We start from the raw sequence: 22,764 nt of genomic DNA, 5'->3' as shown, positions 1-22,764 counted from the left end.
GGCTCGCCGTACTCCTCAGTCAGAGAGCTTGACGGCGGCGAGCAGCCCGTCGCCCAGCGGCATCATCACCGAGCGCAGCCGGTCGTCGGCCTGCACCAGCTTGCCCAGCTCGCGGATCGCCACCGTGTCGGGGTCTCGCTGGGCCGGGTCGGCGACGCGGTCGTGCCACAGGGCGTTGTCGAAGGCCACCACGCCGCCCACGCGCAGCAGGCGGACGGCCTCGGCGAGGTAGTCGGCGTACTCCTGCTTGGAGCCGTCGGCGAAGACCATGTCGTAGCCGCCATCAGACAGGCGGGGGAGCACGTCCAGGGCGCGGCCTGTGATCAACCTCACCCGGCCGCCGGAGAAACCCGCCTCCGCGAAGGCCTGGCGGGCCAGGCGCTGATGCTCGGGCTCCACGTCGACGCTGGTCAGCGTGCCGTCACCGCGCATGCCGCGCAGCAGCCAGAGGCCCGACACACCGCAGCCGGTGCCGACCTCCACCACCGACTTGGCGTTGAGCGCCGTGGCGACGAAGCAGAGCGCCGCCCCGCCCCCGGGAAGGATGGGCACCGCCCCCATCTCCAGGCCGCGCTGCCGCGCCGCGTGCAGGATTTCATCCTCGTGATGGAACTGCTCCGCATAGGCCAGAGTGGCCTCCACCGGGCTGGTCATCGGCCACCTCCCCCCACTTTCGTGCGATTGTTCACCGATCGCAGCCTAGGGGAGACACGCCGGTACGGGAACTCAAGTCGCACCTTGGGCGTTGCAGGTTTAAACGGGCTTTGCCGGTCCGGAAGGCAGGCAGTACGCACGAGGGGACGAAAGCAGGCACTATGGCTGTAGCGGTGGTCCCAAAGAGAGGAGCCTTGGTGGACGAAAGCGACCACCAGGTGTCCGAGTGGACTCCTCCCACCTGGGAGGAGGTCGTGCGGACGCACTCCGCACGCGTGTATCGGCTCGCCTACCGGTTGACCGGCAACGTCCATGACGCCGAGGACCTCACTCAGGAGGTCTTCGTCCGGGTGTTCAGGTCCCTGTCCAGCTACACCCCCGGCACGTTCGAGGGCTGGCTGCACAGGATCACCACGAACCTGTTCCTCGACATGGCGCGCCGCAAGCAGCGCATCAGGTTCGAGGGGCTCGCCGACGACGCGGCCGAGAGGCTGCGCGGGCGCGAGCCGTCACCGGCGCAGGCGTTCGACGACGCGCATCTCGAGCCGGACATCCAAGCCGCGCTCGAATCGCTCGCGCCCGAGTTCAGGGCCGCGATCGTGCTGTGCGACATCGAAGGCCTGTCCTACGAGGAGATCGCGGCCACGCTCGGCGTCAAGCTGGGTACGGTCCGAAGCCGTATTCACCGTGGCCGGGCGCAGTTGCGTGAGGCACTCGAGCATCGAGCGCCCCGCAACTCTCAACTCCCCCCGCCAGTAAACCCGTCGGGGATCCGTGGGGAGGAAGTCTGATATGTCGCATCTTGGAGAGCGTGTATCCGCACTCGTGGACGGCGAGCTCAGTCACGCCGAACGCGAGCGCGCACTCGCCCACCTGACCTTCTGCGGCGACTGCCGGCGTGAGGTGGAGTCGATGCGGGCGCTGAAGTCGCGCCTGCGGTCGCTCGACGGTCCGGCGATGCCGGCCGACCTCACGATGTCGTTGCTGCGGATGGCAGAGCCGGGCGGGCCGCTGCCGCCTCGGGAGCGGCCTTTCCCTACCCGGACGTTCGGAGGGGTGCCGCTGCCTGGGCCGCACAGTATCGCCCCTTTGGACAACCGCCCCCGCACCGCTGGTGGGGCCACCGGCCCCGGTCGGGGGACTAGGCGCCGCACGACGTACGTGGCCGTCGGCGTGGTCTCGGCCGCCGTCGCGCTCGGCACCTTCTTCGCGGTCTCCGGCGTCGGGCAGAACACACCTCCGCCCGTCCAGCTGTTCGAGCGGCCCATCTCACCGTCCCACCAGGGCACCACCCCCACCGCGACGCCGTAGCTGGGATACTCGGTAGGACGCAGCCAGCCGCGCTGGGGGCATACGATCGTGGTTTGTTGACGACTCTCGTATGCCGTGCGGACCAGGATTGCGGTGTCCGAGCAAGGAGTGGTGATCACTAGTGACCGACGAGACGCGCCGTAGCACGCCGTCGGAGCGGCCGGACTTCCTGCCTGCGGGCGACGGGGAGACGGCCTCGTTCGAGAACCCCTCCGCGGGCTGGGGCGACCCTTCCGGCCGGCCACAGCCCTACTTCAACGAGTCGGCGTACGGCGCGCCACCGAGTGGTTCCAGTGAGACCCTGGCCTTCGGCGTGCCCCAGGGGCCTCCTCCGCCTCACGGGGGCGGCGGGATGCCTCCTGGCGGCGGCGGAACGCCTCCGCCTCCTCCGGGGGCGACGGGGATGGGCGCCGGGTGGGCGCCGCCTCCAGGGCACGGCTTCGGTGCCGGCCCGGCGCCGAAGCGCGGCGGCCCCAACCTTGGCCTGCTCGTCGCCCTGGCCGTGGTGATCGCGCTGGTCGCCTCCGGGCTCGGCAGCCTCGGCACCTACCTGCTGACCAGGCCGAGTGCCGGCAGCAACCCCTCCTACAGCCTCGGCCCGGCGCCGAGCGGCGTCACCAACCGCCCGCCCGACTCCGTGGCGGGCGTGGCCAACCGGGTCCTGCCCAGCGTGGTCTCGCTCGAGGTGAGCGGCTCGTCGGCCGACGGCGCCACCGGCTCGGGATTCCTGATCAAGGACGGCTACGTGGTCACCAACAACCACGTGGTGTCCATGGCCGCCAAGGGCGGCGCGATCAAGATCATGTTCAACAACCGTAAGACCACCACGGGCCGCATCGTCGGCCGCGACCCGGGCTCCGACCTGGCCGTGGTCAAGCCGGAGGAGACGTTCGGCACCCCGGAGATCACGCTCGGCAACTCCGACCAGGTGGTCGTCGGCGACCCGGTCATCGCGATCGGCTCCCCGCTCGGCCTGTCGGGCACGGTCACCACCGGCATCGTCAGCTCGCTCAACCGCCCCGTCATCGCCGGCGACGAGAGCGGCACCAGCACCGAGGAGCCCGCCTACATCTCGGCCATCCAGACCGACGCCGCCATCAACCCCGGCAACTCCGGCGGCCCGCTGGTGAACGCCAGGGGCGAGGTCGTCGGCGTCAACTCGGCCATCGCCACGCTCAGCCGGTCGACGACCAGCCAGAGCGGCAGCATCGGCCTCGGCTTCGCGATCCCGGTCAACCAGGCCCGCCGCGTCGCCCAGGAACTCGTCACGACGGGCCACGCCAAGCGCCCCAAGATCGGCGTCACGCTGGACAAGGACTACCGCGGCGACGGCGTCAAGATCGCCACCGGCAACCAGGGCGGCCGCCCGCCGGTCGACGCCAACGGCCCCGCCGCCAAGGCGGGCCTCAAGCCAGGCGACGTCATCCTCGAGGTCGACGGCCTGCGCCTGCAGGACGGCAACGAGCTCATCGCCCTGATCCGCAGCAAGGCTCCCGGCGCCAAGATCACCATCCGCTACCAGCGCAGCGGCCAGGACCACACCGCCACCCTCACCGTCATGGGCGAAGACGAGCCCGCCCCCACCCCGTCCTGACCCCCGGTCGTCGCCCGGCGGCCTCGGATGCTCGCCCCTGCGCGGCGCCGGAGCCCGCCGGAGCGCGACCCACTATGGCCCAGAGGCCCTTCCGCGCTTGTGGTGCGGAGGCCCTTCCGCGCTGTGGTGCGGCGGTCCTTCCATGCTTTGGTACGGCGGGCCGCCGCCACCGGCCGCCCGCCGTACTCCGGCCGGTGACCCGCGCCCGGCGCTTCCGGCGAGTCGATGCCACTCACCCGCCGCCACGACGCACCGTTCCCGCCCACCGCGGCCCCCACCTCCGCCGCACAACGCGCCGATCCCCACCGCACACCTTCCTCGCCGCCCCGGCGCGGCCAGTCCCCAAGCGCCGTACGAGGGCGCCGGGCTTCCCCGTACCCCTCCTCGCCGACCCGGCGCCTAGCGATCGCCCTGACGGGCTCCGCGCTCCCACGTTCCTGCCCGAAGGTGCCGCCCGCCCGGTCCCGGAGGCCGCGCGCCTGGTCTCGAGGTGCCACGTTCCCGGTCGCGAAGGTGCCCAGAACGAGAAGAGGGCTACTTGTGGGGGAGTTGGGCGGATAGGCCGTCGAGGATCCAGGTTACGCCCAGGGTGAAGTCGGCCTCGTTGGTGCGCATGGGGTCGTCTCGGCGTTTGGCCGCGTAGAGGGTGCGTAGGCGTGGGTGGTCGCGGACGGCGTGTTCCGCGGCGGGCCAGAGGCGTTCCGTGAGTCCGCGGCCGTCCTGGTCGAAGCGGGCCAGCATCGTGAGGAAGGCCGCGTCCGCTGAGCTGGCGCCGAGGACGAAGGCGACCAGGACGCTCATGGCGTGATCCGCGAGCTTGAGCGTGAACCCCGCCGACTCGAAAAGGGCCAGTATCTCCTCGGACAGGCGGGCCATGTTGGGGCCGAAGTAGATCAGGCCGACCGCGCCGATGACGGAGGCCACCCACGGATGGCGCAGGATCGTGGCGCGCAGGCTGGCCGCGAACGCGGCGGCCGCCTCGCGCCAGCCGTCGGGGCCGTCGGCGGCGGCGGGGACGGAGACCTCGCCGAAGACCTCGTCCACGACCAGCTCGATCAGCTCGTCCTTGTTGGCCACGTGCGTGTAGAGCGAGGTGGCCCCGGCGTTGAGGCGGGTGCCGAGCTTGCGCATGCTCAGCGCCTCGACGCCCTCCTCATCGAGCAGCTGGATGGCCTCGGCCACGATCTGCCGCTGGCTCAGGGCCGGCTGCTCGCGCCGCGCGCGTGGCGGGCGGGCCCACACCGAGGGAATCGGATCTGACACGGCATCAGGATAACGCCGTTCCGTACGTTGTGCGACTTGCCGCACAGTGTGCGGTGACCGTACAGTGTGCGGAGTTACGTACATCGTGCGACCGAAGGAGTGCCGATGAATCCGCGGCGTTGGTGGATCCTCGGGGTCCTCTGCCTGACGCTGCTCGTCCTGAGCGTCGACAGCATGATCCTCAACCTGGCGATCCCGTCGCTGATGCGCGATCTCAAGGCCGATCCAGCCGACGTCCAGTGGGTGCTGGACGCCTACATCCTGGTGTTCGCCGGTGGGCTGATCACCGCCGGCAGCCTGTCCGACCGGTACGGTCGCCGGCGCCTGCTCGTGGTGGGCCTGGCGGTGCTGGGCGGGGCGTCGTTGCTGGCCGCGTTCGCCACACTGCCGTGGCAGGTGGTGGCCTGCCGCGCGGTGATGGGATTGGGCGCGGCGCTGGCCATGCCGAGCACGCTGTCGATCCTCATCACGGTCTTCGAGGCGGAGGAACGCAGGAAGGCGATGGCGGCCTGGAGCGCGGTGGGCATGCTCGGCGTCGTGGCCGGTCCCACGCTGGGCGGCCTGCTGCTGCAGCACTACTGGTGGGGCGCGGCGTTCCTGGTCAACGTGCCGCTGTCGATCGCGGCGATCGTGGCCGCGCTCGTCCTCATCCCCGAGTCGCACGCGCCGGCGCGGCCCGCGGACCCGATCGGCGTGGTGCTGTCCAGCGGCGGGATGACCGCGCTGGTGTGGGTGATCATCTCGCTGCCGCACGAGGGCTGGTCGGCGGGTCTGATCGTCTGGCTGGTCGTGGCCGCGGTGGCGCTCACCCTGTTCGCCGTGTGGGAGTCGAAGACGCCGCACCCGATGCTGCCGCTGTCGATGTTCCGCAACCGCGACTTCACCGGGGCGAGCCTGTCGGTGGTGCTGCTGATGTTCGCCACCGGGGCGCTGGAGCTGGCGCTGACGCAGTACCTGCAGTTCGTGCTGTCCTACGGGCCGATGAAGGCCGGGCTGGCGCTGGTGCCGATGGCCGTGGCGGCGGCGGGGTTCAACGTCGTGGGCGCCACGCTGGGCAAGCGGCTCAGCGACAAGACGCTGCTGGTGGCGGGATTGCTGGTGATCGGAGTCGCGTTCGGGATCCTGGCCACGGTCGGCCCCGATGATGGCTACCCGCTGGTGGCCCTCGCGCTCGTGGTCATCGGGATCGGGTCCGGGCTCGGCGGTCCCGCGGCGTACGCGATGCTGATGGGGGCCATCCCGCGCGAGCACGCCGGGGTGGGCGCGGCGGTGAACGACACGATCCAGCAGGCCGGTCTGGCCATCGGCGTGGCGACGCTGGGCAGCGTGCTGTCGGCCGCCTACTCGGGCGCGCTGCCCGCGACCGTGCCCGAGGTGGCCAGGACCTCGATCGCGCACACGCTGGAGCTGGCCGGCACCAGGGGCTCGGTCGAGCTGGCGGACGCGGCCAGGGAGGCGTTCGTGTCGGCCATGTCGGTGGTGTCGATCGCCGGATTGCTGCTGTCGGCCGCGGGTACGATCTTCGCCCTGGTCGTGGTGCGCGGCCGAGCCCAGGTGGCCGACCGCCCAAAGGTGGACATATTTGGGTGAACCTTGGAGTCCGACCGGTGCCCGGGAAGGCTTACTCTGTGAGTGGTGCGGTCGGACTGCAGTAGGAGCTTCAGGTGTTCGGACTCGGGTGGGCGGAGATTGGGGCGCTGATCGTCATCGGCCTCCTCGTCTTCGGTCCCGACAAGCTGCCGCAGGTCGCTTCCCAGGCCGGTAGGACGCTGCGCAACCTGCGGCGCATGGCCAACAACGCGCGCGACGACCTGCGGGCCGGGCTGGGCCCTGAGTTCCAGGACTTCGACCCGGCCGACCTCAACCCGCGCAACTTCGTCCGCAAGCACCTGCTCGACGAGACCGAGGACGCCTGGAACAACCAGTCGGCCACGCCCGAGCTCGCCTCGGTCTCCCACGTGAACGCCAAGGTCGAAGAACTCGGCTACGGCGAAATCCCCCCATACGACGCCGAGGCCACGTAACCCTTCTTGTACAGGCTCTTCCTGTTCTGACGTGGGCCTTCTTGCTTGCTGTGCGGGCTCTTCTTGTTCTGGCGCGGGTCTTCTTGCTTGCTGTGCGGGCTCTTCTTGTCTGTACGGCAGGCCACCGCCACCGGCCGCCCGTCGCACTCCGGCTGGTGGCCCGCGACCGGCGCTTCTGGCGAGTCGGTGACACTTCCCGCCGTCACGGCGCTTCGTAGTCGTGGCACCCCGGCCCCGCCCTCCCACCGCACACGGCGCCGCCCTTCGCCGCCTTCACACCCCACCGACCCGGCGCCTGAAAACCCCGGGATGCGCCTGAGGCTCCACAGCACCCGCTTGCCCAGACGCCCCGGATCCCGTCTGGGTGGTCCTCCCTGGGCCCCTGCCTGGGCGGGCGTCACTCGGGACCCTCCGGGACCGACCTGGGGCGCCTCCGGGATCCGTGGAGTTCCTGTGCGTGCATGCGGCACCATCAGGCGCCGGGTCGGCGGGGTGGGGCGCGGCGAAGGGCGGCGCCCTGTGCGGTGGGTGACCCGAGACCGTGGTGCCCGGTTGACGATGCGTCGTAGCGGCGCTCAGCCCCGCATCACCGGAGGAGCGTCTCCCTGGACAGCGCCCAGCCCTGTACGGCGGGCGGCGTGAGCGGCGGCCCGCCGTACAGGACCAGAAAAGCGGAGAACTCAGGAAGCTCTCGTGGGGGAGAGGTTGAGGTGGAGGCCCTTGAGGCTGGAGGAGCGCTTGCCGAGCCCACCGGCGATCTTGATGAGCTCAGCCGCGGCGGGCGCGTCGGGCTCGGTGAGGACCAGTGGCTTGCCCTCGTCGCCGCCCTCGCGCAGCCGCAGGTCGAACGGGACCTGACCGAGCAGCGGAACCCGGGACCCGAGAGTCCTGGTGAGCGCGTCGGCGACCGTCTGCCCGCCGCCCTCGCCGAAGACCGGGATCCGCTCGTCGCAGTGCGGGCACGGCAGCCAGGCCATGTTCTCGATGACGCCGGCGATCTGCTGGTGCGTCTGGGCCGCGATCGAGCCCGCCCGCTCGGCCACCTCGGCGGCGGCCATCTGCGGCGTGGTGACGACCAGGAGTTCGGCCGTGGGCAGGCGCTGCGCGACCGAGATCGCGATGTCGCCGGTGCCTGGCGGCAGGTCGAGCAGCAGGACGTCCAGGTCGCCCCAGAAGACGTCGGACAGGAACTGGTACAGGGCACGGTCGAGCATCGGGCCGCGCCAGACCACCGGCGAGTTGCCCTCGGGCTTGAACATGCCGACCGAGATGACCTTGATGTCGTGCGCCACCGGAGGCAGGATCATGTCCTCGACCTTGGTGGGGCGCTCGGAGGCGGCCAGCATGCGGGGGATGCTGTGGCCGTAGATGTCGGCGTCGACGATGCCGACCTTGAGGCCGTTGGCGGCCATGGCGGCGGCCAGGTTGACCGTGACGGACGACTTGCCGACGCCGCCCTTGCCGCTGGCCACGGCGAGGACGCGGGTCAGCGAGCCGGGCTGGTTGAAGGGGATCTCCTTCTCCGGGCCGCGGTCGCCGCGCAGTTTGGTCTGCAGGGTCTTGCGCTGCTCGGTGCTCATCACGTCGAGCTCGATCTGGACGCCCGACACGCCCTCCAGTTTGGAGACCGCGTTCGTGACGTCGCGGCGGATGGTGTCCTTCATCGGGCATCCGGCGACCGTCAGGAAGACGCCGACGTGGACCGTCCCGTCAGGGGCGATGTCGACGCTCTTGACCATGTCGAGGTCGGTGATCGGGCGGCGGATCTCGGGGTCGATCACGGTCGCGAGGGCGGCCGTCACCTGGTCCTGGGTTGGTGCCATGGAAGTCTCGGCAGTCCTTAGTCGGGTATGAGAGGCAGCTTCGCGAGCTGTTTAGGTGTCTGTGCAACGTTCTAAGGTTACTGCGTGACTCTTCTGCGTGCCGAGGGCCTCACCACCGAGGAGCTGACTGTCTGGCGGATGCTGCAGCGCGCCCAGGTGCGGATCACCCGTCACCTGGAGGCGGAGCTCCTGCTGGCCCACGACCTTCCCCTGGCCAGCTACGACGTGCTCACACAACTGGCGGAGTCGCCGGGGCGGCGGCTGCGCATGAACGACCTGGCCGACCGGGTGCTCCTGTCGCGCAGCGGGCTGACCAGGCTCATCGACCGGCTGCAGCGTGACGGGCTGGTCGAGCGGGAGGCCTGCGAGAGCGACGCGCGCGGCCTGTTCGCGGTCCTGACCGACGCGGGAGCGGTACGGCTGGCCGATGCGACCCCCACCTACCTGCGAGGCATCAGGTCCCAGTTTCTCGACCTCCTCGGCGAGCAGGGGATCCGCCAGGTCCACGATCTGGCGACCCGGCTGGATCTGCCCTGAGGTCCTCGGACAGGCGCTGGAGTTCGGAGCGGAGGAAGTCGCGGGTGGCCACCTCGCTCAGCGCGATCCTGAGCCCGGCGATCTCCCTGGTCAGATACTCGATCTCCGCCTGGTTGAGCTCGGCTGCGTCCCTGTCCTGCTCGTACTGGACGCGGTCGCGGTCGCCCTGGCGGTTCTGCGCGAGCAGGATCAGCGGCGCGGCGTAGGAGGCCTGCAGTGACAGCATCAGCGTCAGGAAGATGAACGGATACGGGTCGAACTTCAGGTCCGCGGGGGCGAAGATATTCCAGCCCACCCAGATCCCCACGAAGGCCGTCATGTAGACGATGAACCGCCCCGTGCCCAGGAACCTGGCGATCTGTTCCGACAGCCGGCCGAACGCCTCGGGATCGTAGTGCGGCCGGATCGTGCGGCGCAGCGCCCTGGGCTGGTCCAGGCGTTCAGTCGTCGTCATGGGCGTCCCCCTCGCGCCAGTCCTCGGGCAGCAGGTGGTCGAGCACGTCGTCGACAGTCACGGCGCCGACCAGGCGGCCGAGCTCGTCCACCACGGGAGCCGCGACCAGGTTGTAGTTGGCCAGGTAGAAGGTCACCTGGGGCAGCGCCAGGTCCGGCCTGATCGGGTCGATCGACGGGTCGATCACGGCGCCGAGCAGCGTGGAGGGCGGCTCGCGCAGCAGGCGCTGGAAGTGGGTGACGCCCAGGTAGGAGCCGGTGGGCGTCTCGGTGGGCATACGCGTGATGTAGACCTGGGCGGCCATGGCCGGAGTGATGTCCTTCTGCCTGATGTGCGCCAGGGCCTCGGCGACCGTGGCGCTCGGCGGCAGCACCACCGGCTCGCTGGTCATCATGCCGCCCGCGGTCAGCTCCGGATAGATCAGCAGCCGGCGCACGGGCGCCGCCTCCTGCGGGTCCATCAGCGACAGCAGATGCTGCGCCTCGGGGGCGGGCAGGTCCTGCAGCAGGTCCGCCGCGTCGTCGGGATCCATCTCCTCCAGCACGTCGGCGGCGCGTTCCGGCTGCAGCGTGCCGAGGATGCCGATCTGGTCGGCCGGCGGCAGCTCCTCGAGCACGTCGGCCAGCCGGTCGTCGTCCAGTGCTGCGGCGATCTCGATCCGCCGCTTGCCCGGCAGCTCGTGCAGGGCGCTGGCCAGGTCGGCGGCGCGCATGGTCTCGAAGGCGGCGATGAGCCCGGCGGCGCCCTGGTCCCGCTGGAGGATGTCGAACCCGGAGACCTCGCCCCAGTTGACGATCCTGGGCTCGCGCCGCCGCTTGCCCTTGAAGACGGCCACCTGCGTGACCTGCCAGGTCGACTGCCTGACCTCCTCCATGGCCACGTCGTAGACCGTCATCGGCTGGCCGGCCACGGTGACCTGCAGGTCGAACATCTGCCCGATGACCAGTGTCTCGGTGGCCCGCTGCTCGAAGCGGCGCATGTTCAGCCTGCCGGTGAAGACCACGGCGCCCGCCTCGATGCCGCGTACCCGGGTGATGGGCAGGAAGACTCTGCGGCGCGGCTGCACCTCCACGACCATGCCGTGGACGGCGGGTGGCTGGCCGTTGCGCAGGCCCACCACGACGTCCCTGATCCGGCCGATCTGGTCGCCGGCCGGATCGAAGACCGGGGTCCCGGCGAGGCGGGCCACGAAGATCTTCACGTCAGAAGGCTAACAGCCTGGGTGGATTGCGCCTTTGATGCCTCGCATGTCAGTATCGAAAGTAGCAAACGGTAATTACTGCAAGGTGGTTGGACATGAGGCTCGGGGGGCTCGCACTTGCCTTCGTGTCGGCGTGCTGTTTTGGGTTCTCGGGACCCATGGCCAAATATCTGATCGCGGCGGGGCTGGCCCCGATCGAGGCGGTCTGGACGCGGATGGCCGGGGCGGGGATCCTGCTGCTGGTCCTGCTCGCCGTCTTCAAGCCGCGGGCGCTGCGGATCCCCAGGTCGCGGCTGCCGTTCTTCGCCGCCTACGCCATCATCGCGGTGGCCGCGGTCCAGTCGCTGTACTTCGTGGCCATCACCAGGCTGCCCGTGGGCATCGCGCTGCTGCTGGAGTTCATGGCCCCGGTGATGGTGGTCATCTGGGTCCGCTTCGTGCGGCGGGTACGGCTGGCGCGGGCCGCGTTCGTGGGCGCCGTGGTGGCCGTCGTCGGGCTGGCGATCGTGGTCGAGGCCTGGCAGGGGCTGCGGATCGACGGGCTCGGGCTGATGCTGGGGCTGCTGGCCGGGGCGTGCTGCGCCGGATACTTCCTGATGAGCGACAGCTTCGGCGATGACATCGACCCGCTCGGCCTGATCGGCTGGGGGATGACGGGGGCGGCCGTGGTGCTGATCCCGTTCTCCAAGCCGTGGAACATCCCGTGGAGCGTGTTCACCGAGTTCGCCACCCCGGCGGGCGGGCAGACGCTCCCGGTGCTGGGCGCCTACCTGTGGATGGTGGTCGTGGCCACGCTGGTGGCCTACATCCTCGGCGTGAACGCCGTGCGCCGCCTGTCGGCCGCGGTGGGCGCGACGGTCGCCTCGCTCGAGGTCATCGCCGGCGCCGTGGTCGCCTGGGGGCTGGTCGGCGAGACGCTCGGCGTCTACCAGATCGTGGGCGGCCTCATCGTGCTGACGGGCGCGCTGGTCGCGCAGACCGCCGCATCAAGGGCGCAGGAGCCGGTGGCCATCCTCGAGCCGGTCACTCTGGATCTGGAACGGTCAGCTTGAAAACGGTCGCCTCGCCGGCCCAGCGCTCGATCAGCCCCTCGGGGGCGTTGAGCCGCGCCTTGGCCAGGACGGCGATCGCCTCCGGGTCGGTGGTCTGCTCCACTCCCGCGTCGAACTCGACCAGCCGGGCGCCGTTGTCCTTGCTGCGCAGCGTGACGTGGACGGTGTCCAGGTCCGCCAGGCCCGGCAGTTGCTGCTCGCCCGGGCCGGAGACCAGGTAGATCGCGCCCTCGTGCCAGGCGTGCCAGGCCAGGCGCGGCCGGTCCAGGGTGAGCCAGAGGATGCTTGACTTCTTGGCGCCCTCTTCGATGACGGTCACGCTCCGACTGTAGCTCCGATCGGGATGCGTAGCCCGGTTACGAGATCCGGATGGGGGTCATAGACGGGGGGCGTCTGGCAGGCGCGGGAGAGCGGCCATTACCGTGTGCGCATGCGCTCACGTCGTTCCGTGCTGGCGGTGCCAGGCAGCAGCCCGCGCTTCCTCGAGAAGGCCCAGACGCTCCCGGTGGACGAGGTGTTCCTCGACCTGGAGGACGCGGTCGCGCCGCTGGCCAAGGAAGAGGCGCGCAAGAACATCGTGGGCGCGCTCCGCGAGGGCGACTGGACGGGCAAGACCCGCGTGGTCCGGGTCAACGACCTGTCGACGCAGTGGACCTACCGCGACGTGATCGAGATCGTGGAGGGCGCGGGCGAGTTCCTCGACGCGATCATCCTGCCCAAGGTGCAGGACTCGACCGAGGTCGTCTGGCTCGACACGCTGCTCACCCAGATCGAGAAGACGATGGGCATGGAGGTCGGCCGGATCGGCATCGAGGCGCAGATCGAGAACGCCCGCGGCCTGGTCAACGTGGACACCATCGCCGCCTCGTCCAAGCGGCTCGAGGCGCTGGTCTTCGGCCCGGCCGACTTCATGGCCTCCATCAACATGCGCACGCTGGTGGTGGGGGAGCAGCCGCCGGGCTACACCGAGGGCGACGCCTACCACTACATCCTCATGCGGCTGCTGATGGCCGCCAGGATGCATGACCTGCAGGTGATCGACGGGCCTTACCTGCAGATCAAGGACGTGGAGGGGTACACGCGGGTGGCCCGGCGGGCGGCGGCGCTCGGCTTCGACGGGAAGTGGGTGCTGCATCCGCTGCAGGTCGACGCGGCCAACGAGGTGTTCTCGCCGTCCCAGGAGGACTACGACAGGGCCGAGCTGATCCTGGAGGCCTACGAGTACTACACGACCGTCGAGAAGCGCGGCGCGGCCATGCTGGGCGACGAGATGATCGACGAGGCCTCACGCAAGATGGCCCTGGTCGTGGCCGCCAAGGGTCGCGCCGCGGGCATGCGGCGGACGCAGCGCTTCACACCTTGATCCCGATCGTGGTGAAGAACCAGAACGCCGAGGTCAGCCAGAGCCCGACCAGCACGGTGAACGCCAGCCCGCCGAGCACGGGCAGCGACCAGCCGGGCAGGCCGCGCTTGGGCAGCGCCAGCATCTTCGCGGTGAAGATCCCGTAGAAGAAGCAGCCGAGCAGCGAGTGGACCATCACCCTGGGCACGTCGTACTGCAGGCCGAGCGCGTACAGGCAGTGGAAGGCGACCGGCACGGTCAGCAGGAACGCCAGCCGTCCCGACCAGCGGTGCACCCAGGCCGGGATCTCGATCCTGAGCTTGCCCCACATGCTGAGCGCCGAGACGACCTGTACCACGGCCAGGACCAGGGCCCCGGTGGTCAGCCAGGCCTTCATCGGCAGCGCGCCGGAGAACCCGGCCGGGCCGACCGCGAACCCGGTCGGCGTGTGCAGCCTGCCGTACACGCCGAGCACGACCATGACCAGCCCGCCGGCCAGCAGCGGGATCAGCAGCACGGCGGCGGAACGCCGCGGCGTGGTGGCGGTGGTCATTGCATCTCCTGGATGAAGCCGTCGACGTCCTTGGGGTAGACCGTGGTCTGGTCGAGCGTGACCGGATCGGTCGGCCGCTCGTCGTTGACGTTGGTGAGCTTGATCTGCCTGTTCCCCTCGAAGGCGGCGCCCACCTGGTAGAAGCCGCCGCGCGGTTTGGCCAGCACGATCCATCCGGCGCGCAGCTTGGCGCCGCGGACGAACGTCGTGGCCCGGTACAGGCCGGACGGCTTGACCACGGTCGCGGCGGTGAAGTTCCACCGCTTGCCGCTGACCGCCAGCCAGCCCCTGGCCTTGCCGCCGCCCAGCGTGGCCTTGGCCCTGGCGTCGCCGAACCCGGCCAGCGCGACCTTGCCGTCGGCCTCGGTGCCCTTGAACCAGGCCTCGGTCCTGCCGTCGCAGAAGTAGCCGATGGCCTTGCCGTTGCGCACGGAGACGGCGATCAGGCCGCCGTTACCCGTGACGTATCCGGCGTAGTCGGCCTTTTCAATGGTCTTCGGCTTCGCCTTCGTGGGCGTCGGCGCCGGCGGGGTCGCAGACGTGGTGGTCTCCGCCGTGGCGTACTCGTTGGTGGTGCTCGTGGGTGTCGCGGTGACGCTGGCGACACCGAGCCCCGCGGCGAGCACAGCCCCCGCCGCCAGGGTGATGACAGGTCCCAGCCTTGACATGGACTGCTCCCAGGTTCGAATGGCCTACGCCTGGAATATCCACCTCCCGAGGCGGCCCGTCTGTGAACTAATGCTCACCCGCCAGCCAGAATGTAAAGATGCACCCGTACGGCCAGCCGCCACACCCCTACACGCCCCCGCGACCCCCGTGGTTCATGCCCACCCCGCCGGGGCTGCGTTACGACCATCTGGCCAGGAACGCGGCCAGGCAGCCGTGGCAGCCGTTCGTCGGGACGATCGCGCTGGGGATCGCGTTCTTCGTCGTCGGGCTGGTCGTGCTGGTGGCCGGCGTGACCGTGGCGGCGTTCGCCGGCCTGCCGCGCCCGATCGGCGACAACGGCCAGTTCACCGGCGATCCGGTGTACTCCATGGTCATCCTGCTGCTGTCGATCGCGGCCGTGCTGCCCCTGGTGTTCGGGGCCGCCGCGCTGATCCAGCGGCGCAGGCCCGGCACGCTGTCGTCGGTGGCGGGCAGGCTGCGCTGGTCGTGGCTGGCCCAGTGCATGGCCGTCGCGGTGGTGGCGCTCGCGCTCGGGCAGGGTGCCCAGTATCTGGCGCTTTCCGCCGCCGGGCTGAAGACCTCGGACATGTTCGGATGGTCGGGGTGGGGCGCCTTCCTGCCCGCCCTGATCGCGATCGTGGTGCTGGTGCCGTTTCAGGCGGCCACCGAGGAGTACCTGTTCCGCGGCTGGTTCATCCAGGCGTTCGGCACCTACGTCCGCAACCCGGCATGGTCGATCGTGCTGGGGGCGGCGCTGTTCGCCTCGCTGCACGGCTACACGTGGGCGGGGCTGCTCGACGTGTTCAGCTTCGGCGTGCTCATGGGGTGGCTGGCCGTGCGCACCGGCGGGCTCGAGGCGCCGATCGCGATGCACGTGACCAACAACATGCTCGCCTTCGGGCTGAGCGCGGCGGCGGGCGACCTGAACAAGGCGCTGCAGCAGGGGGAGGTGCCCTGGCAGTCGCTGGCGGGGACCGTGGTGCAGCTGGGGGTGTTCGCGGTCGGCGTGCTCTACCTCGCCAAAAAGCGGGCAATCAGCACCGTTTCCGGATAAATCACCTCGGGGTGTGGTGAATCTCACTAGAGAGGTCTCGCCATTCCGGCTCGGTCGTGCTGCTGTGGATCCTGTGGGGTCGAGGATTCCGGAGGTGATCATCGTGGCCTGGCGGGGTAGGGATAGCCGCGTGCACCAGATTTGTCTTGAAAAATGCGCTTAAAACAGGACAGGCAGCCTGGAACGATCCGTTAGTCCCCGACCAGTTCGACTAGGAGGTACGAGGCGTGGCCTCCGGCCCCAGCGACCCGCCACGGCGACCGCAGGACGGCGACCCGGAGACGCCCGAGGAGCCGCGGATCAGCCACTCTCCGCCGGGCCCCAGTGACGACAGCCGGCGGGGCATGCCCCTGGCCTCACCGTGGGGGATGCCGCCGTTCGCGGCGCCCACGCCCGAGGACGAGGAGCCACCCGACCCGCCCAGGGGACGCCGGCCGTACAGCTCTCCCACGGCCGAGCCCGAGTCGCCGCCGCGCCGCCGCCGGGTCGTGAACCGGCCCGACAAGCTCGTCGCCACCGGCCCACCCCGCGACCCCGAGCCGTCCCGCGACCCCGCGTCACCCCACGAGTCCGAGCCGTCCCGCGAGTCCGAGCCGGCGGTGGAGGAGCGGCGTCGTCCGCCCTACCGCGAGCCGCCGTACCACCTGCCGGAGCCTGTCCCGGTGGAGCCGGAGCGCCTCCCCGGCGAGGACGCTCCCCGCGAAGGCGAGGCCGCGGGGCGCGCCACCGAGGACCACCACACAGCACCCGAGCGTTCCTACGACGAGGACACCGCGCCCGATCACGACGAGTGGGACGTCCGCGAGGGCACCGCCCACGATCACGACGAGCGGCCCTCCCACGACCCCACACCCGTCCACGACGAGTGGCCCTCCCACGAGGACACCGCACCCGGCCACGACGAGTGGCCCTCCTACGAGGACACCGCTCCCGTCCACGACGAGGCCGGGGCGAGCGGCGAGGACGAGGCAGCCGTACGGCGGGTCGGCCGTCCACCCGGTGGCCGTCCCACCCGGCCCGACCTGCTCGTGGCGTCGGGACCGCCGCGCCCCACCGGTTCCAGCGGCCGTCACCACCGCGGCCCGTTACCTGCGGCCCTGCGCCGGTCGCTGCCGATGAGGCGGCGCCGCGTGGTGATGCCGATCGCCCTCCTGGCGGCCCTCGCCCTGATCATCACGGCCGGGGTGCTCGTGTGGCGCGACCAGACCACGCAGGAGACCGGCCTGCGCCTGGCCGCCGGCGTCGGCCGCGCGGCCGACGACCTGTTCACCGTCCCCTCGGCGGGCGACGGCTCCAACCAGAAGCTGATGGACCTGGCCTCGGTCGGCAAGGCCGTGGTCGCCGTGGGCAGTGACACCACCAGCCCGACGCCGCGCCCGCTCTTCCTGTTCTCGCCCGACGGCGGTCGCGCCTGGCAGCTCGGCCAGGTCACCGGCGAGTCCGGCACCTCCACCGTGCAGCGCGTGGTCGGCGGCAACGGCCTCTGGCTGGCCAGCGGCGGCGACGAGGTCGGCGGCGCGCGCGGGCTGTGGACCAGCACCGACGGCTTCAGCTGGACCGCTGTCGAGCAGAGCGGCCTGACCGCGTTCCGCGGCGGCGACCTGGTCTACGACATCGCCAGGACCGGCTCGGGGTTCGTCGCGGTCGGCCGTACGACACTGGAGGACGGCAGCTCGGGGCCCGCGGCCTGGCAGTCGGCCGACGGGCGGGCCTGGCAGCGGGTCGACACGCGCGGCCTGGACGTACGGGAGTTCAAGTCCGTGGTGGCCAGGGGCGACACCGTGGTCGCGCTGGCCCAGCCCGCGCAGGGCTCCGGATCCCGCGTCGTGCGCTCGATCGACGGGGGCCGGGGGTGGCAGGCCACGCCGTTCCTGCTTCCCGAGGCGGAACCGCGGCCGGGGACGCTGGCTGTACTGCCCAAACAGTTCGTCCTCGTGCCGATCCGTGCGCGCACCAGCGCGGGGGACGTGCGGGTCTACTGCTCGCAGAACGGCGCGCAGTGGGCGCAGTGCGGCTCCATCCGCGGGCTGGGCGGCGAGAGCCCCGGCGTCGACGAGATGATCTCCTACCGCGGCGGGATCGCCGCCGTCGCCCAGGCAAACCTCGGCAAGTACGCGGTGCTGACCAGCGGCGACGGACGCGGCTGGACCAGGCGCGCCGAGCTGGGCAACCTGTCGGGCGCCACGCTGCGCGGCTTCGCCATCGCCGACTCGGGCACGCTGTTCGCCGGCGGCGACCAGGCGGCGGCCGACGTCGACAACCAGATCGTGCTCATGACCGCCCCGCCGCGCGGCGCCGCCGCGCGCGTGCCGCTCAACCGCGTCGAGGGCCTGACCAGGATCGCCCGCGAGACGGCGCGCCTGGCCAACCACGCGGGCCGCTACGTCGCGGTCGGCTCGGCCTCCGGCGACGCCGCGATCTGGACCAGCCTCAACTGGAAGGGCTGGACCTCGATGAGCCTCGGCGGCCCGCGCCAGCAGTCGCTCTCGGACGTCGCGTACGGCAGGCGCGGCTGGCTCGCGGTCGGCAGCACCCAGACGGACGTGTCGGTCACCGAGCCGCTCCTGGTGGGCTCCTCCGACGGGCACACCTGGAAGCAGCTGGCGGCCACCGGCGACCTCGCCCGCGACCAGGGCCACCCCTATCTCGACCTGCACGCGGTGGCCGCCGGCCAGAAGGGGTACGTGCTCGCGGGCGAGTCCAGGGACACCTCGGGCACGGCCGCCGCCGCCCTGTGGTTCACGCCCGATCTGCGGAAGTACACCCGGTCCAAGAAGCTGCCGCAGGGCGGCTCGGGGGTGCGCGTCCACGCGGTGGTCGCCACCTCCACCGGCTACCTCGCCGTGGGCGGCTCGGGGACGGGCGAGCAGGAGAGCAGCGTCGTATGGACCTCGGAAGACGGCGTCAACTGGACCCCGCGCAAGCGCGTCTCCCCGCCGGACGCCACCTCGGCCGGACTGCGCCAGGTCACGGCCTACGGGGACCGGCTGGTCGCCGTCGGCGTCGGGAACACCGACCGGCCCTTCTCGGCGGTCTCGGAGGACGACGGCCAGACCTGGACCACGGCCTGGATGGACGAGTCGTCGGCGGTCACGGACCTGGCGGCGACCTCGGACGGCCTCGTCGCGGTCGGCTGGCACGGCCGCCCCGGCGAGGCGGACAGCGCCGCCTGGACGTCGACGGACGGCCAGACCTGGACCCGCCACGACCTCACCACGGACCGCCTCGCGGGCCAGGGCATGCAGTGGCTGGCGGCCGTTACGATCGCCGGCCGCGACGTCGTCGCCCTCGGCCGCTCCACCACCTACAACGCCGACCACCTCACCCTCTGGACCTCCACCCTTACCCCTTGATCACCTTTGGCGGGATCATGTCCCGATGAATCGCGAACGCGGGCACGAACTCTGTGTCGAGATCGGCAGGAGGGTGATGTCCCAGGCCCCGGAAGGGTGGCGGGAGGTCGAGCTCGACCGCCTCCAGCTCGGCACCTCGCACATCACCACGATCACGTTCCTGATGGCGGACGGCACCCGGCAGACGGGGCATATCGACGGCCTCGACGATCTCTACCTGGGGCTCAAGGTCGCCGAGTACGTTCCAAGCGAGGGGACCTGGTTCCGCCACGTGCTGGAGTACAGCCTCCATGGCAGCTCGTACAATGCCATGTCGCCCACCTTCACCCGCGATTCGCCTTTCGGCGAGGGGCGTGACCTGCCTTCCGCTGCGTATGTGGAGGAGCTGTCCAGGTTTCCGCGCAGGAGGGAATTCGTGTCGCCGTGGATGCTCGCGCGCTGGCCCGACGACCTCGCGGTGCCCTTCGTGGCCGAGCCGAGCCTCTCCTTCATGGCAGCCCGCATGGTCGGGCGGGATGATGGGGCGGACGTGGTCGCGTTCGGGCTGGCCGAAGAGGAGGACGGGACCGGGCGGGCGCTGATCTTCATGATGTCCGTGGACGAGCCGGACGACGATTACTGCATCGTGCGCGAGGACCAGGCGGGCACCACCTACGGCGGCGTGATCGAGTGCGGGCTCTCCTCCGGGCGTCTGAGGCTGTGCTTCACCCAGCAGGCCGCCGAGGAGTTGGACGTCGCGCCCGTTGTCGCGATCGACCTGTGCGTCGATGACGACGGGGTCGAGCTGGTGCGGCGGAGTCTGCGGGAGATCCTGCAGTCCGGGCCGGCGGATCAGCGGCCGCGTCTCCTGAAGCTGTGAACGGAGGATCGCACGCGGTCCGTGAGGCCGAGGGCGGTGGCGAGGTTGAGGAGGATCGTCAGCGCCAGCCCCGCGATCGACCACCTCAACGACGAACCGAGGTCGGCGTCGGACGTGGGGCGGGGGGAGATGCGGCCGGTGGGGTCGTAGGTGACCTGGAGGTGGGCGCCCTTGCCGCCGGTCGCGTGGGTGGTGGTCATCGTGGTGATCGACGGGGCGTCGCAGCGCAGGGTGTGGTCGAAGTAGGTCGTGCTGTGGGTGCTGGTGGTGCCGTCGGCGTTGGTGCTCGTGGAGGTCTCCGTGCGCGTGTGGACCTCGAGGACGGTGCAGGCCGTGGTGGCGCCGCGATCCTGGAGGACCCAGGCCTCGTAGGCCGCGCGGCCCTGGAGGACCGCCGTGCTGAGGGCCAGGAAGACCACGATGTTGACCAGGCAGCCGTCGTGGGCCAACACGTTGCCGAAGATCAGCAGGAAGGCGCCCAGCACGATCAGGACGCTGAGCACGCTGCCGACCCAGTTGTCGAGGAAGGGCGGGGGAGAGGCCGACAGCGCGTCGGCGCCCACGCCGACCGCGACCGGCAGAATCGGGTAGCCGATCGCCACGAGCGGCCCCCAGGCCACCCGCCGCACCCCGCTCATCCGTCTCACCACCGCCACCAAGATCCCCTATGTAACGCGGTGCGGTCAACCCATCACACAGAATCGGCGCGTGAAACCGCACCCAGCGAATCTGGGCGTGGTGCTCGCCAAGGTCTTCGGCAAGCCCTCCTACAAGGCCGCCAACGGCAAGGCCCACGCCGAGCGGTGGCACGAGCGCGTCATGCGGTGAAGAACTCCAGCAGCTCCGGCGCGAGGGCCTGCGCGTCCACGTTGTGGGTCTGGTCGTCGAGGACCCGGTGGATCGCCTGAGGGATGGCGTCGGTGACGGCCAGCGCCGCGTTGGTCATCCAGGTGGGGCTGGCGCCGCCCGACAGCACCAGCGTGGGCTGCTGGACGGTCGCCAGCCGCTCCGCGGGCAGCGCGTTGCCGGGGCCGAGGACGGCCGCCTCGTAGGCGAGTGTGTGCGCCACCGCCTCCGATTCCTTCCAGTACGGCCGGCCCCGCATCCCGGCGACCACCTCGGCCGGTACCTCGGCCGCCTCCGTCATGAACAGCTCGACCGCGTCGCCGCGGCGGCCCTGCCGTACCAGGGAGGCGAGACGGTCGGCCAAGTCGTGGCCGATCTGCGGGGCGGAGGGATCGACGTGGTAGGGCGGCTCCCAGACGGCCACCTTCGTGATGGCGGGCAGGCGCGCGGCGGCCTCAAGGACCAGCGCCCCGCCCGAGGAGCCGCCGAAGACCATCGCGGTGCCGGGGATGAGCGCGGCCAGGTCCTCGATCTCGCGCTCGACGGCGTAGGGCGGGGTGTCGCCGCTGTCGCCCCGGCCGCGGCGGTCGTAGTTGACGACGGTGAACCAGGGCGCCAGGGCCGCCGCCACGCCGCGGAGCGTGGCGTGGCGGCGGTCGGTGAAAGCGCCGTGCACCAGGACGACCGCAGGGCCGGAGCCGGTCGTGTCGCCGGCGATGGGGGTGCCGTCGGCCGAGATCGTCACGGCTGGATCAGGCACAGCGCGACCCAGTGGTGGCCGTCGAGGTCGCGGAAGCCGCGCTGGTAGCGGCCGCCGGCGTCGGTGGGCTCGCCGACCGGGGTGGCGCCGGCGGCCAGGGCCTTGTCGAGCAGGCCGTCCACCGCCTGCTGGTCGTCCAGCCCGAGGACCAGGATGGCCTGGGTGTTCTCACGCGGATCGCCGACCTGCTTCTCGGCGAACATGGCGAAGGTGGGCTCGGCGATCAGCATGACCTGGGTGGCCTCGCTGATGATCACCGAGGCCATGTCCTCGGTCGCGCCGAAGTGGTCGAAGCCGAGCTCGGTGAAGAACTGCTTCGAGCGGTTCACGTCCTTGACCGGGATGTTCACAAACATGGTGGGCATGTCCGGGTTCCTCTCTCATCCGTGCTGATGTGCCATCAGTCTGCGATCGGAGAGGGTGCCCGGTCTTGTATCCGCGTGCCAGGCCGATTGACTATGCGCGCATGCGGCGGTATTCGGCGGGCGGCATGCCGTACGCCTGCTTGAAGAGCCTGCTGAAGTGGGCCGCGTCGAGCAGCCCCCAGCGGGCAGCGACCGCGCTCACCGGCAGCGTGTGCAGGAGGGCGTCCGCCAGGTCGGCCCGGCAGCGTTCCAGGCGGCGGTGCCTGATCCAGGCGGCGACAGTGGTGTTCTGCGACTCGAACAGCCGGTGCAGGTAGCGCAGCGAGACGTGGTGGGCGGCGGCGATGACGCCTGGGCTGAGGTCGAAGTCGCCCAGGCGCTGCTCGATGAAGTCATGGACGCGCATGAGCAGCGCGCGCTGCTGCGTCTCGGGCGAGAGCACGGCGGTCTGGTCGGCGCGTTCGGCGATGGCGGTGGTGATCAGGTTCAGCACCACCGACGACAGCCTGGCCGCGCTGGCCGGCTGGTAGGTCTCCAGGTCCAGCGCCACCCGGCGCAGCAGCGGCCCGGCCAGCGCCGCGGCGCCCTCGTCAGGGGCGAACGGCACCGCGGTGAGCGCGCGGACGGGATCGCGCAGCAGCGCCAGCGACTCGTGCGGCAGGCTGAAGACCGCCAGCTCCACCGCCGAGTCGTAGGCCACGACGTAGGGCTGGGTGAAGTCGTAGACGGCGAACTCGCCGGCCCGCAGCCGGGACGAGCGTTCGCGTTGCGAGAGCACCAGGCTGCCCGACATGACCAGCACCACCCGGTACAGCTCCGGGTTGTCGCGGCGGATCAGCCCGGGGGTGCGGTGCATGCTGTGCGGGGTGGAGGTGCTGGCGTGCGCCACGGTCACCGTGTCGAGCCGCCCGGCCTCGATCTGGCCCCTCAGCGGCGCGTCGGGGTCGATCCGCAGGTCGAGTGGGCCGAGGGTGTCGCAGACGATCTCGCGCCAGGCGTCGTGGCGGCGGTTTTCCTGAACGTCGGAGGCCCGGATGAGGATGGCCATGT

Annotated in this window: 23 protein-coding genes; 11 read left to right on the top strand and 12 right to left on the bottom strand. The window is 70.9% G+C overall.

What is annotated here, in order from left to right:
• Positions 1-15 precede the first annotated feature (15 nt).
• Positions 16-654, bottom strand: coding sequence for an O-methyltransferase (locus tag ACIBHX_RS21360; RefSeq protein WP_397068897.1), 639 nt, complete (start codon positions 652-654; stop codon positions 16-18).
• Between the two features lie 161 nt (positions 655-815).
• Here ACIBHX_RS21360 and sigE point away from each other — a divergent pair, with 161 nt between their 5' ends.
• The 3 genes from sigE (at position 816) to ACIBHX_RS21345 (ending at position 3,559) form a co-directional block, all read left to right on the top strand.
• Positions 816-1,445: an RNA polymerase sigma factor SigE gene (gene sigE / locus ACIBHX_RS21355; RefSeq protein WP_397068896.1), complete on the top strand. Its 630-nt coding sequence runs from the start codon at positions 816-818 to the stop codon at positions 1,443-1,445.
• Between the two features lies 1 nt (position 1,446).
• On the top strand, positions 1,447-1,965 hold the full coding sequence (locus ACIBHX_RS21350; RefSeq protein ID WP_397068895.1) for an anti-sigma factor family protein: 519 nt from the start codon (positions 1,447-1,449) through the stop codon (positions 1,963-1,965).
• A gap of 121 nt (positions 1,966-2,086) precedes the next feature.
• Positions 2,087-3,559 (top strand): S1C family serine protease, encoded by a 1,473-nt coding sequence (locus tag ACIBHX_RS21345; RefSeq protein WP_397068894.1) that lies wholly within the window; start codon positions 2,087-2,089, stop codon positions 3,557-3,559.
• 534 nt (positions 3,560-4,093) lie between these two features.
• On the opposite strand, the gene ACIBHX_RS21340 is transcribed toward ACIBHX_RS21345, so the two are convergent.
• Positions 4,094-4,822, bottom strand: coding sequence for a TetR/AcrR family transcriptional regulator (locus ACIBHX_RS21340; protein WP_397068893.1), 729 nt, complete (start codon positions 4,820-4,822; stop codon positions 4,094-4,096).
• A 105-nt stretch (positions 4,823-4,927) separates the two neighbouring features.
• Between ACIBHX_RS21340 and ACIBHX_RS21335 the strand changes: the two genes are divergently transcribed.
• Together ACIBHX_RS21335 and ACIBHX_RS21330 are read left to right on the top strand one after the other, a co-directional pair.
• Positions 4,928-6,412: an MFS transporter gene (locus ACIBHX_RS21335; protein ID WP_397068892.1), complete on the top strand. Its 1,485-nt coding sequence runs from the start codon at positions 4,928-4,930 to the stop codon at positions 6,410-6,412.
• Between the two features lie 74 nt (positions 6,413-6,486).
• A complete protein-coding gene (locus ACIBHX_RS21330) occupies positions 6,487-6,846 on the top strand; it encodes a sec-independent translocase (protein WP_397068891.1) in 360 nt (119 codons plus the stop codon).
• Positions 6,847-7,526: 680 nt separating this feature from the next.
• On the opposite strand, the gene ACIBHX_RS21325 is transcribed toward ACIBHX_RS21330, so the two are convergent.
• Positions 7,527-8,669 (bottom strand): Mrp/NBP35 family ATP-binding protein, encoded by a 1,143-nt coding sequence (locus ACIBHX_RS21325; protein WP_397068890.1) that lies wholly within the window; start codon positions 8,667-8,669, stop codon positions 7,527-7,529.
• An 84-nt stretch (positions 8,670-8,753) separates the two neighbouring features.
• On the opposite strand from ACIBHX_RS21325, the gene ACIBHX_RS21320 reads away from it, so the two are divergent.
• Positions 8,754-9,206, top strand: coding sequence for a MarR family winged helix-turn-helix transcriptional regulator (locus ACIBHX_RS21320; protein ID WP_397068889.1), 453 nt, complete (start codon positions 8,754-8,756; stop codon positions 9,204-9,206).
• Here the strand turns inward: ACIBHX_RS21320 and ACIBHX_RS21315 are convergent.
• Positions 9,124-9,660, bottom strand: coding sequence for a DUF1003 domain-containing protein (locus tag ACIBHX_RS21315; protein WP_397068888.1), 537 nt, complete (start codon positions 9,658-9,660; stop codon positions 9,124-9,126). The two genes, ACIBHX_RS21320 and ACIBHX_RS21315, sit on opposite strands and share 83 nt — an antisense overlap.
• Positions 9,647-10,861, bottom strand: coding sequence for a magnesium transporter MgtE N-terminal domain-containing protein (locus ACIBHX_RS21310; RefSeq protein WP_397068886.1), 1,215 nt, complete (start codon positions 10,859-10,861; stop codon positions 9,647-9,649). Before ACIBHX_RS21310 ends, ACIBHX_RS21315 begins: the two co-directional genes overlap by 14 nt.
• Before the next feature lie 95 nt (positions 10,862-10,956).
• On the opposite strand from ACIBHX_RS21310, the gene ACIBHX_RS21305 reads away from it, so the two are divergent.
• Positions 10,957-11,913: an EamA family transporter gene (locus ACIBHX_RS21305; protein ID WP_397068885.1), complete on the top strand. Its 957-nt coding sequence runs from the start codon at positions 10,957-10,959 to the stop codon at positions 11,911-11,913.
• On the opposite strand, the gene ACIBHX_RS21300 is transcribed toward ACIBHX_RS21305, so the two are convergent.
• Complete coding sequence (locus ACIBHX_RS21300; protein ID WP_397068884.1) at positions 11,885-12,232, bottom strand: hypothetical protein; 348 nt, start codon at positions 12,230-12,232, stop codon at positions 11,885-11,887. The two genes, ACIBHX_RS21305 and ACIBHX_RS21300, sit on opposite strands and share 29 nt — an antisense overlap.
• A 111-nt stretch (positions 12,233-12,343) precedes the next feature.
• Here ACIBHX_RS21300 and ACIBHX_RS21295 point away from each other — a divergent pair, with 111 nt between their 5' ends.
• Positions 12,344-13,276: an HpcH/HpaI aldolase/citrate lyase family protein gene (locus ACIBHX_RS21295; RefSeq protein ID WP_397068883.1), complete on the top strand. Its 933-nt coding sequence runs from the start codon at positions 12,344-12,346 to the stop codon at positions 13,274-13,276.
• Here ACIBHX_RS21295 and ACIBHX_RS21290 read toward each other — a convergent pair.
• Together ACIBHX_RS21290 and ACIBHX_RS21285 are read right to left on the bottom strand one after the other, a co-directional pair.
• Entirely contained in the window at positions 13,266-13,808 is a 543-nt protein-coding gene (locus tag ACIBHX_RS21290; protein ID WP_397068882.1) for a DUF6529 family protein, read from the bottom strand. The genes ACIBHX_RS21295 and ACIBHX_RS21290 overlap by 11 nt on opposite strands.
• Positions 13,805-14,476 carry a hypothetical protein gene (locus tag ACIBHX_RS21285; RefSeq protein WP_397068880.1) on the bottom strand — a complete coding sequence of 224 codons (672 nt, stop codon included), beginning with the start codon at positions 14,474-14,476 and terminating at the stop codon, positions 13,805-13,807. The genes ACIBHX_RS21290 and ACIBHX_RS21285 overlap by 4 nt, the downstream gene beginning before the upstream one ends.
• Before the next feature lie 98 nt (positions 14,477-14,574).
• Between ACIBHX_RS21285 and ACIBHX_RS21280 the strand changes: the two genes are divergently transcribed.
• The 3 genes from ACIBHX_RS21280 (at position 14,575) to ACIBHX_RS21270 (ending at position 19,743) form a co-directional block, all read left to right on the top strand.
• On the top strand, positions 14,575-15,531 hold the full coding sequence (locus ACIBHX_RS21280; RefSeq protein ID WP_397068879.1) for a lysostaphin resistance A-like protein: 957 nt from the start codon (positions 14,575-14,577) through the stop codon (positions 15,529-15,531).
• A gap of 227 nt (positions 15,532-15,758) precedes the next feature.
• Positions 15,759-18,884 (top strand): hypothetical protein, encoded by a 3,126-nt coding sequence (locus tag ACIBHX_RS21275; protein ID WP_397068878.1) that lies wholly within the window; start codon positions 15,759-15,761, stop codon positions 18,882-18,884.
• Positions 18,885-18,909: 25 nt separating this feature from the next.
• Positions 18,910-19,743, top strand: coding sequence for an Imm10 family immunity protein (locus ACIBHX_RS21270; protein WP_397068877.1), 834 nt, complete (start codon positions 18,910-18,912; stop codon positions 19,741-19,743).
• Here ACIBHX_RS21270 and ACIBHX_RS21265 read toward each other — a convergent pair.
• The 4 genes from ACIBHX_RS21265 to ACIBHX_RS21250 form a co-directional block, all read right to left on the bottom strand.
• Positions 19,716-20,381 (bottom strand): hypothetical protein, encoded by a 666-nt coding sequence (locus ACIBHX_RS21265; RefSeq protein WP_397068876.1) that lies wholly within the window; start codon positions 20,379-20,381, stop codon positions 19,716-19,718. The two genes, ACIBHX_RS21270 and ACIBHX_RS21265, sit on opposite strands and share 28 nt — an antisense overlap.
• 179 nt (positions 20,382-20,560) lie before the next feature.
• Positions 20,561-21,349 (bottom strand): alpha/beta fold hydrolase, encoded by a 789-nt coding sequence (locus tag ACIBHX_RS21260; protein ID WP_397068875.1) that lies wholly within the window; start codon positions 21,347-21,349, stop codon positions 20,561-20,563.
• Complete coding sequence (locus ACIBHX_RS21255; protein ID WP_397068874.1) at positions 21,331-21,714, bottom strand: VOC family protein; 384 nt, start codon at positions 21,712-21,714, stop codon at positions 21,331-21,333. Before ACIBHX_RS21255 ends, ACIBHX_RS21260 begins: the two co-directional genes overlap by 19 nt.
• Positions 21,715-21,805: 91 nt before the next feature.
• Entirely contained in the window at positions 21,806-22,762 is a 957-nt protein-coding gene (locus ACIBHX_RS21250) for a helix-turn-helix domain-containing protein (RefSeq protein WP_397068873.1), read from the bottom strand.
• Between the last annotated feature and the right edge of the window lie 2 nt (positions 22,763-22,764).

It is taken from the genome of Nonomuraea sp. NPDC050536 (assembly GCF_044457685.1).
GTDB lineage: Bacteria > Actinomycetota > Actinomycetes > Streptosporangiales > Streptosporangiaceae > Nonomuraea.
This window is presented reverse-complemented; position numbering and strand designations above follow the sequence as displayed.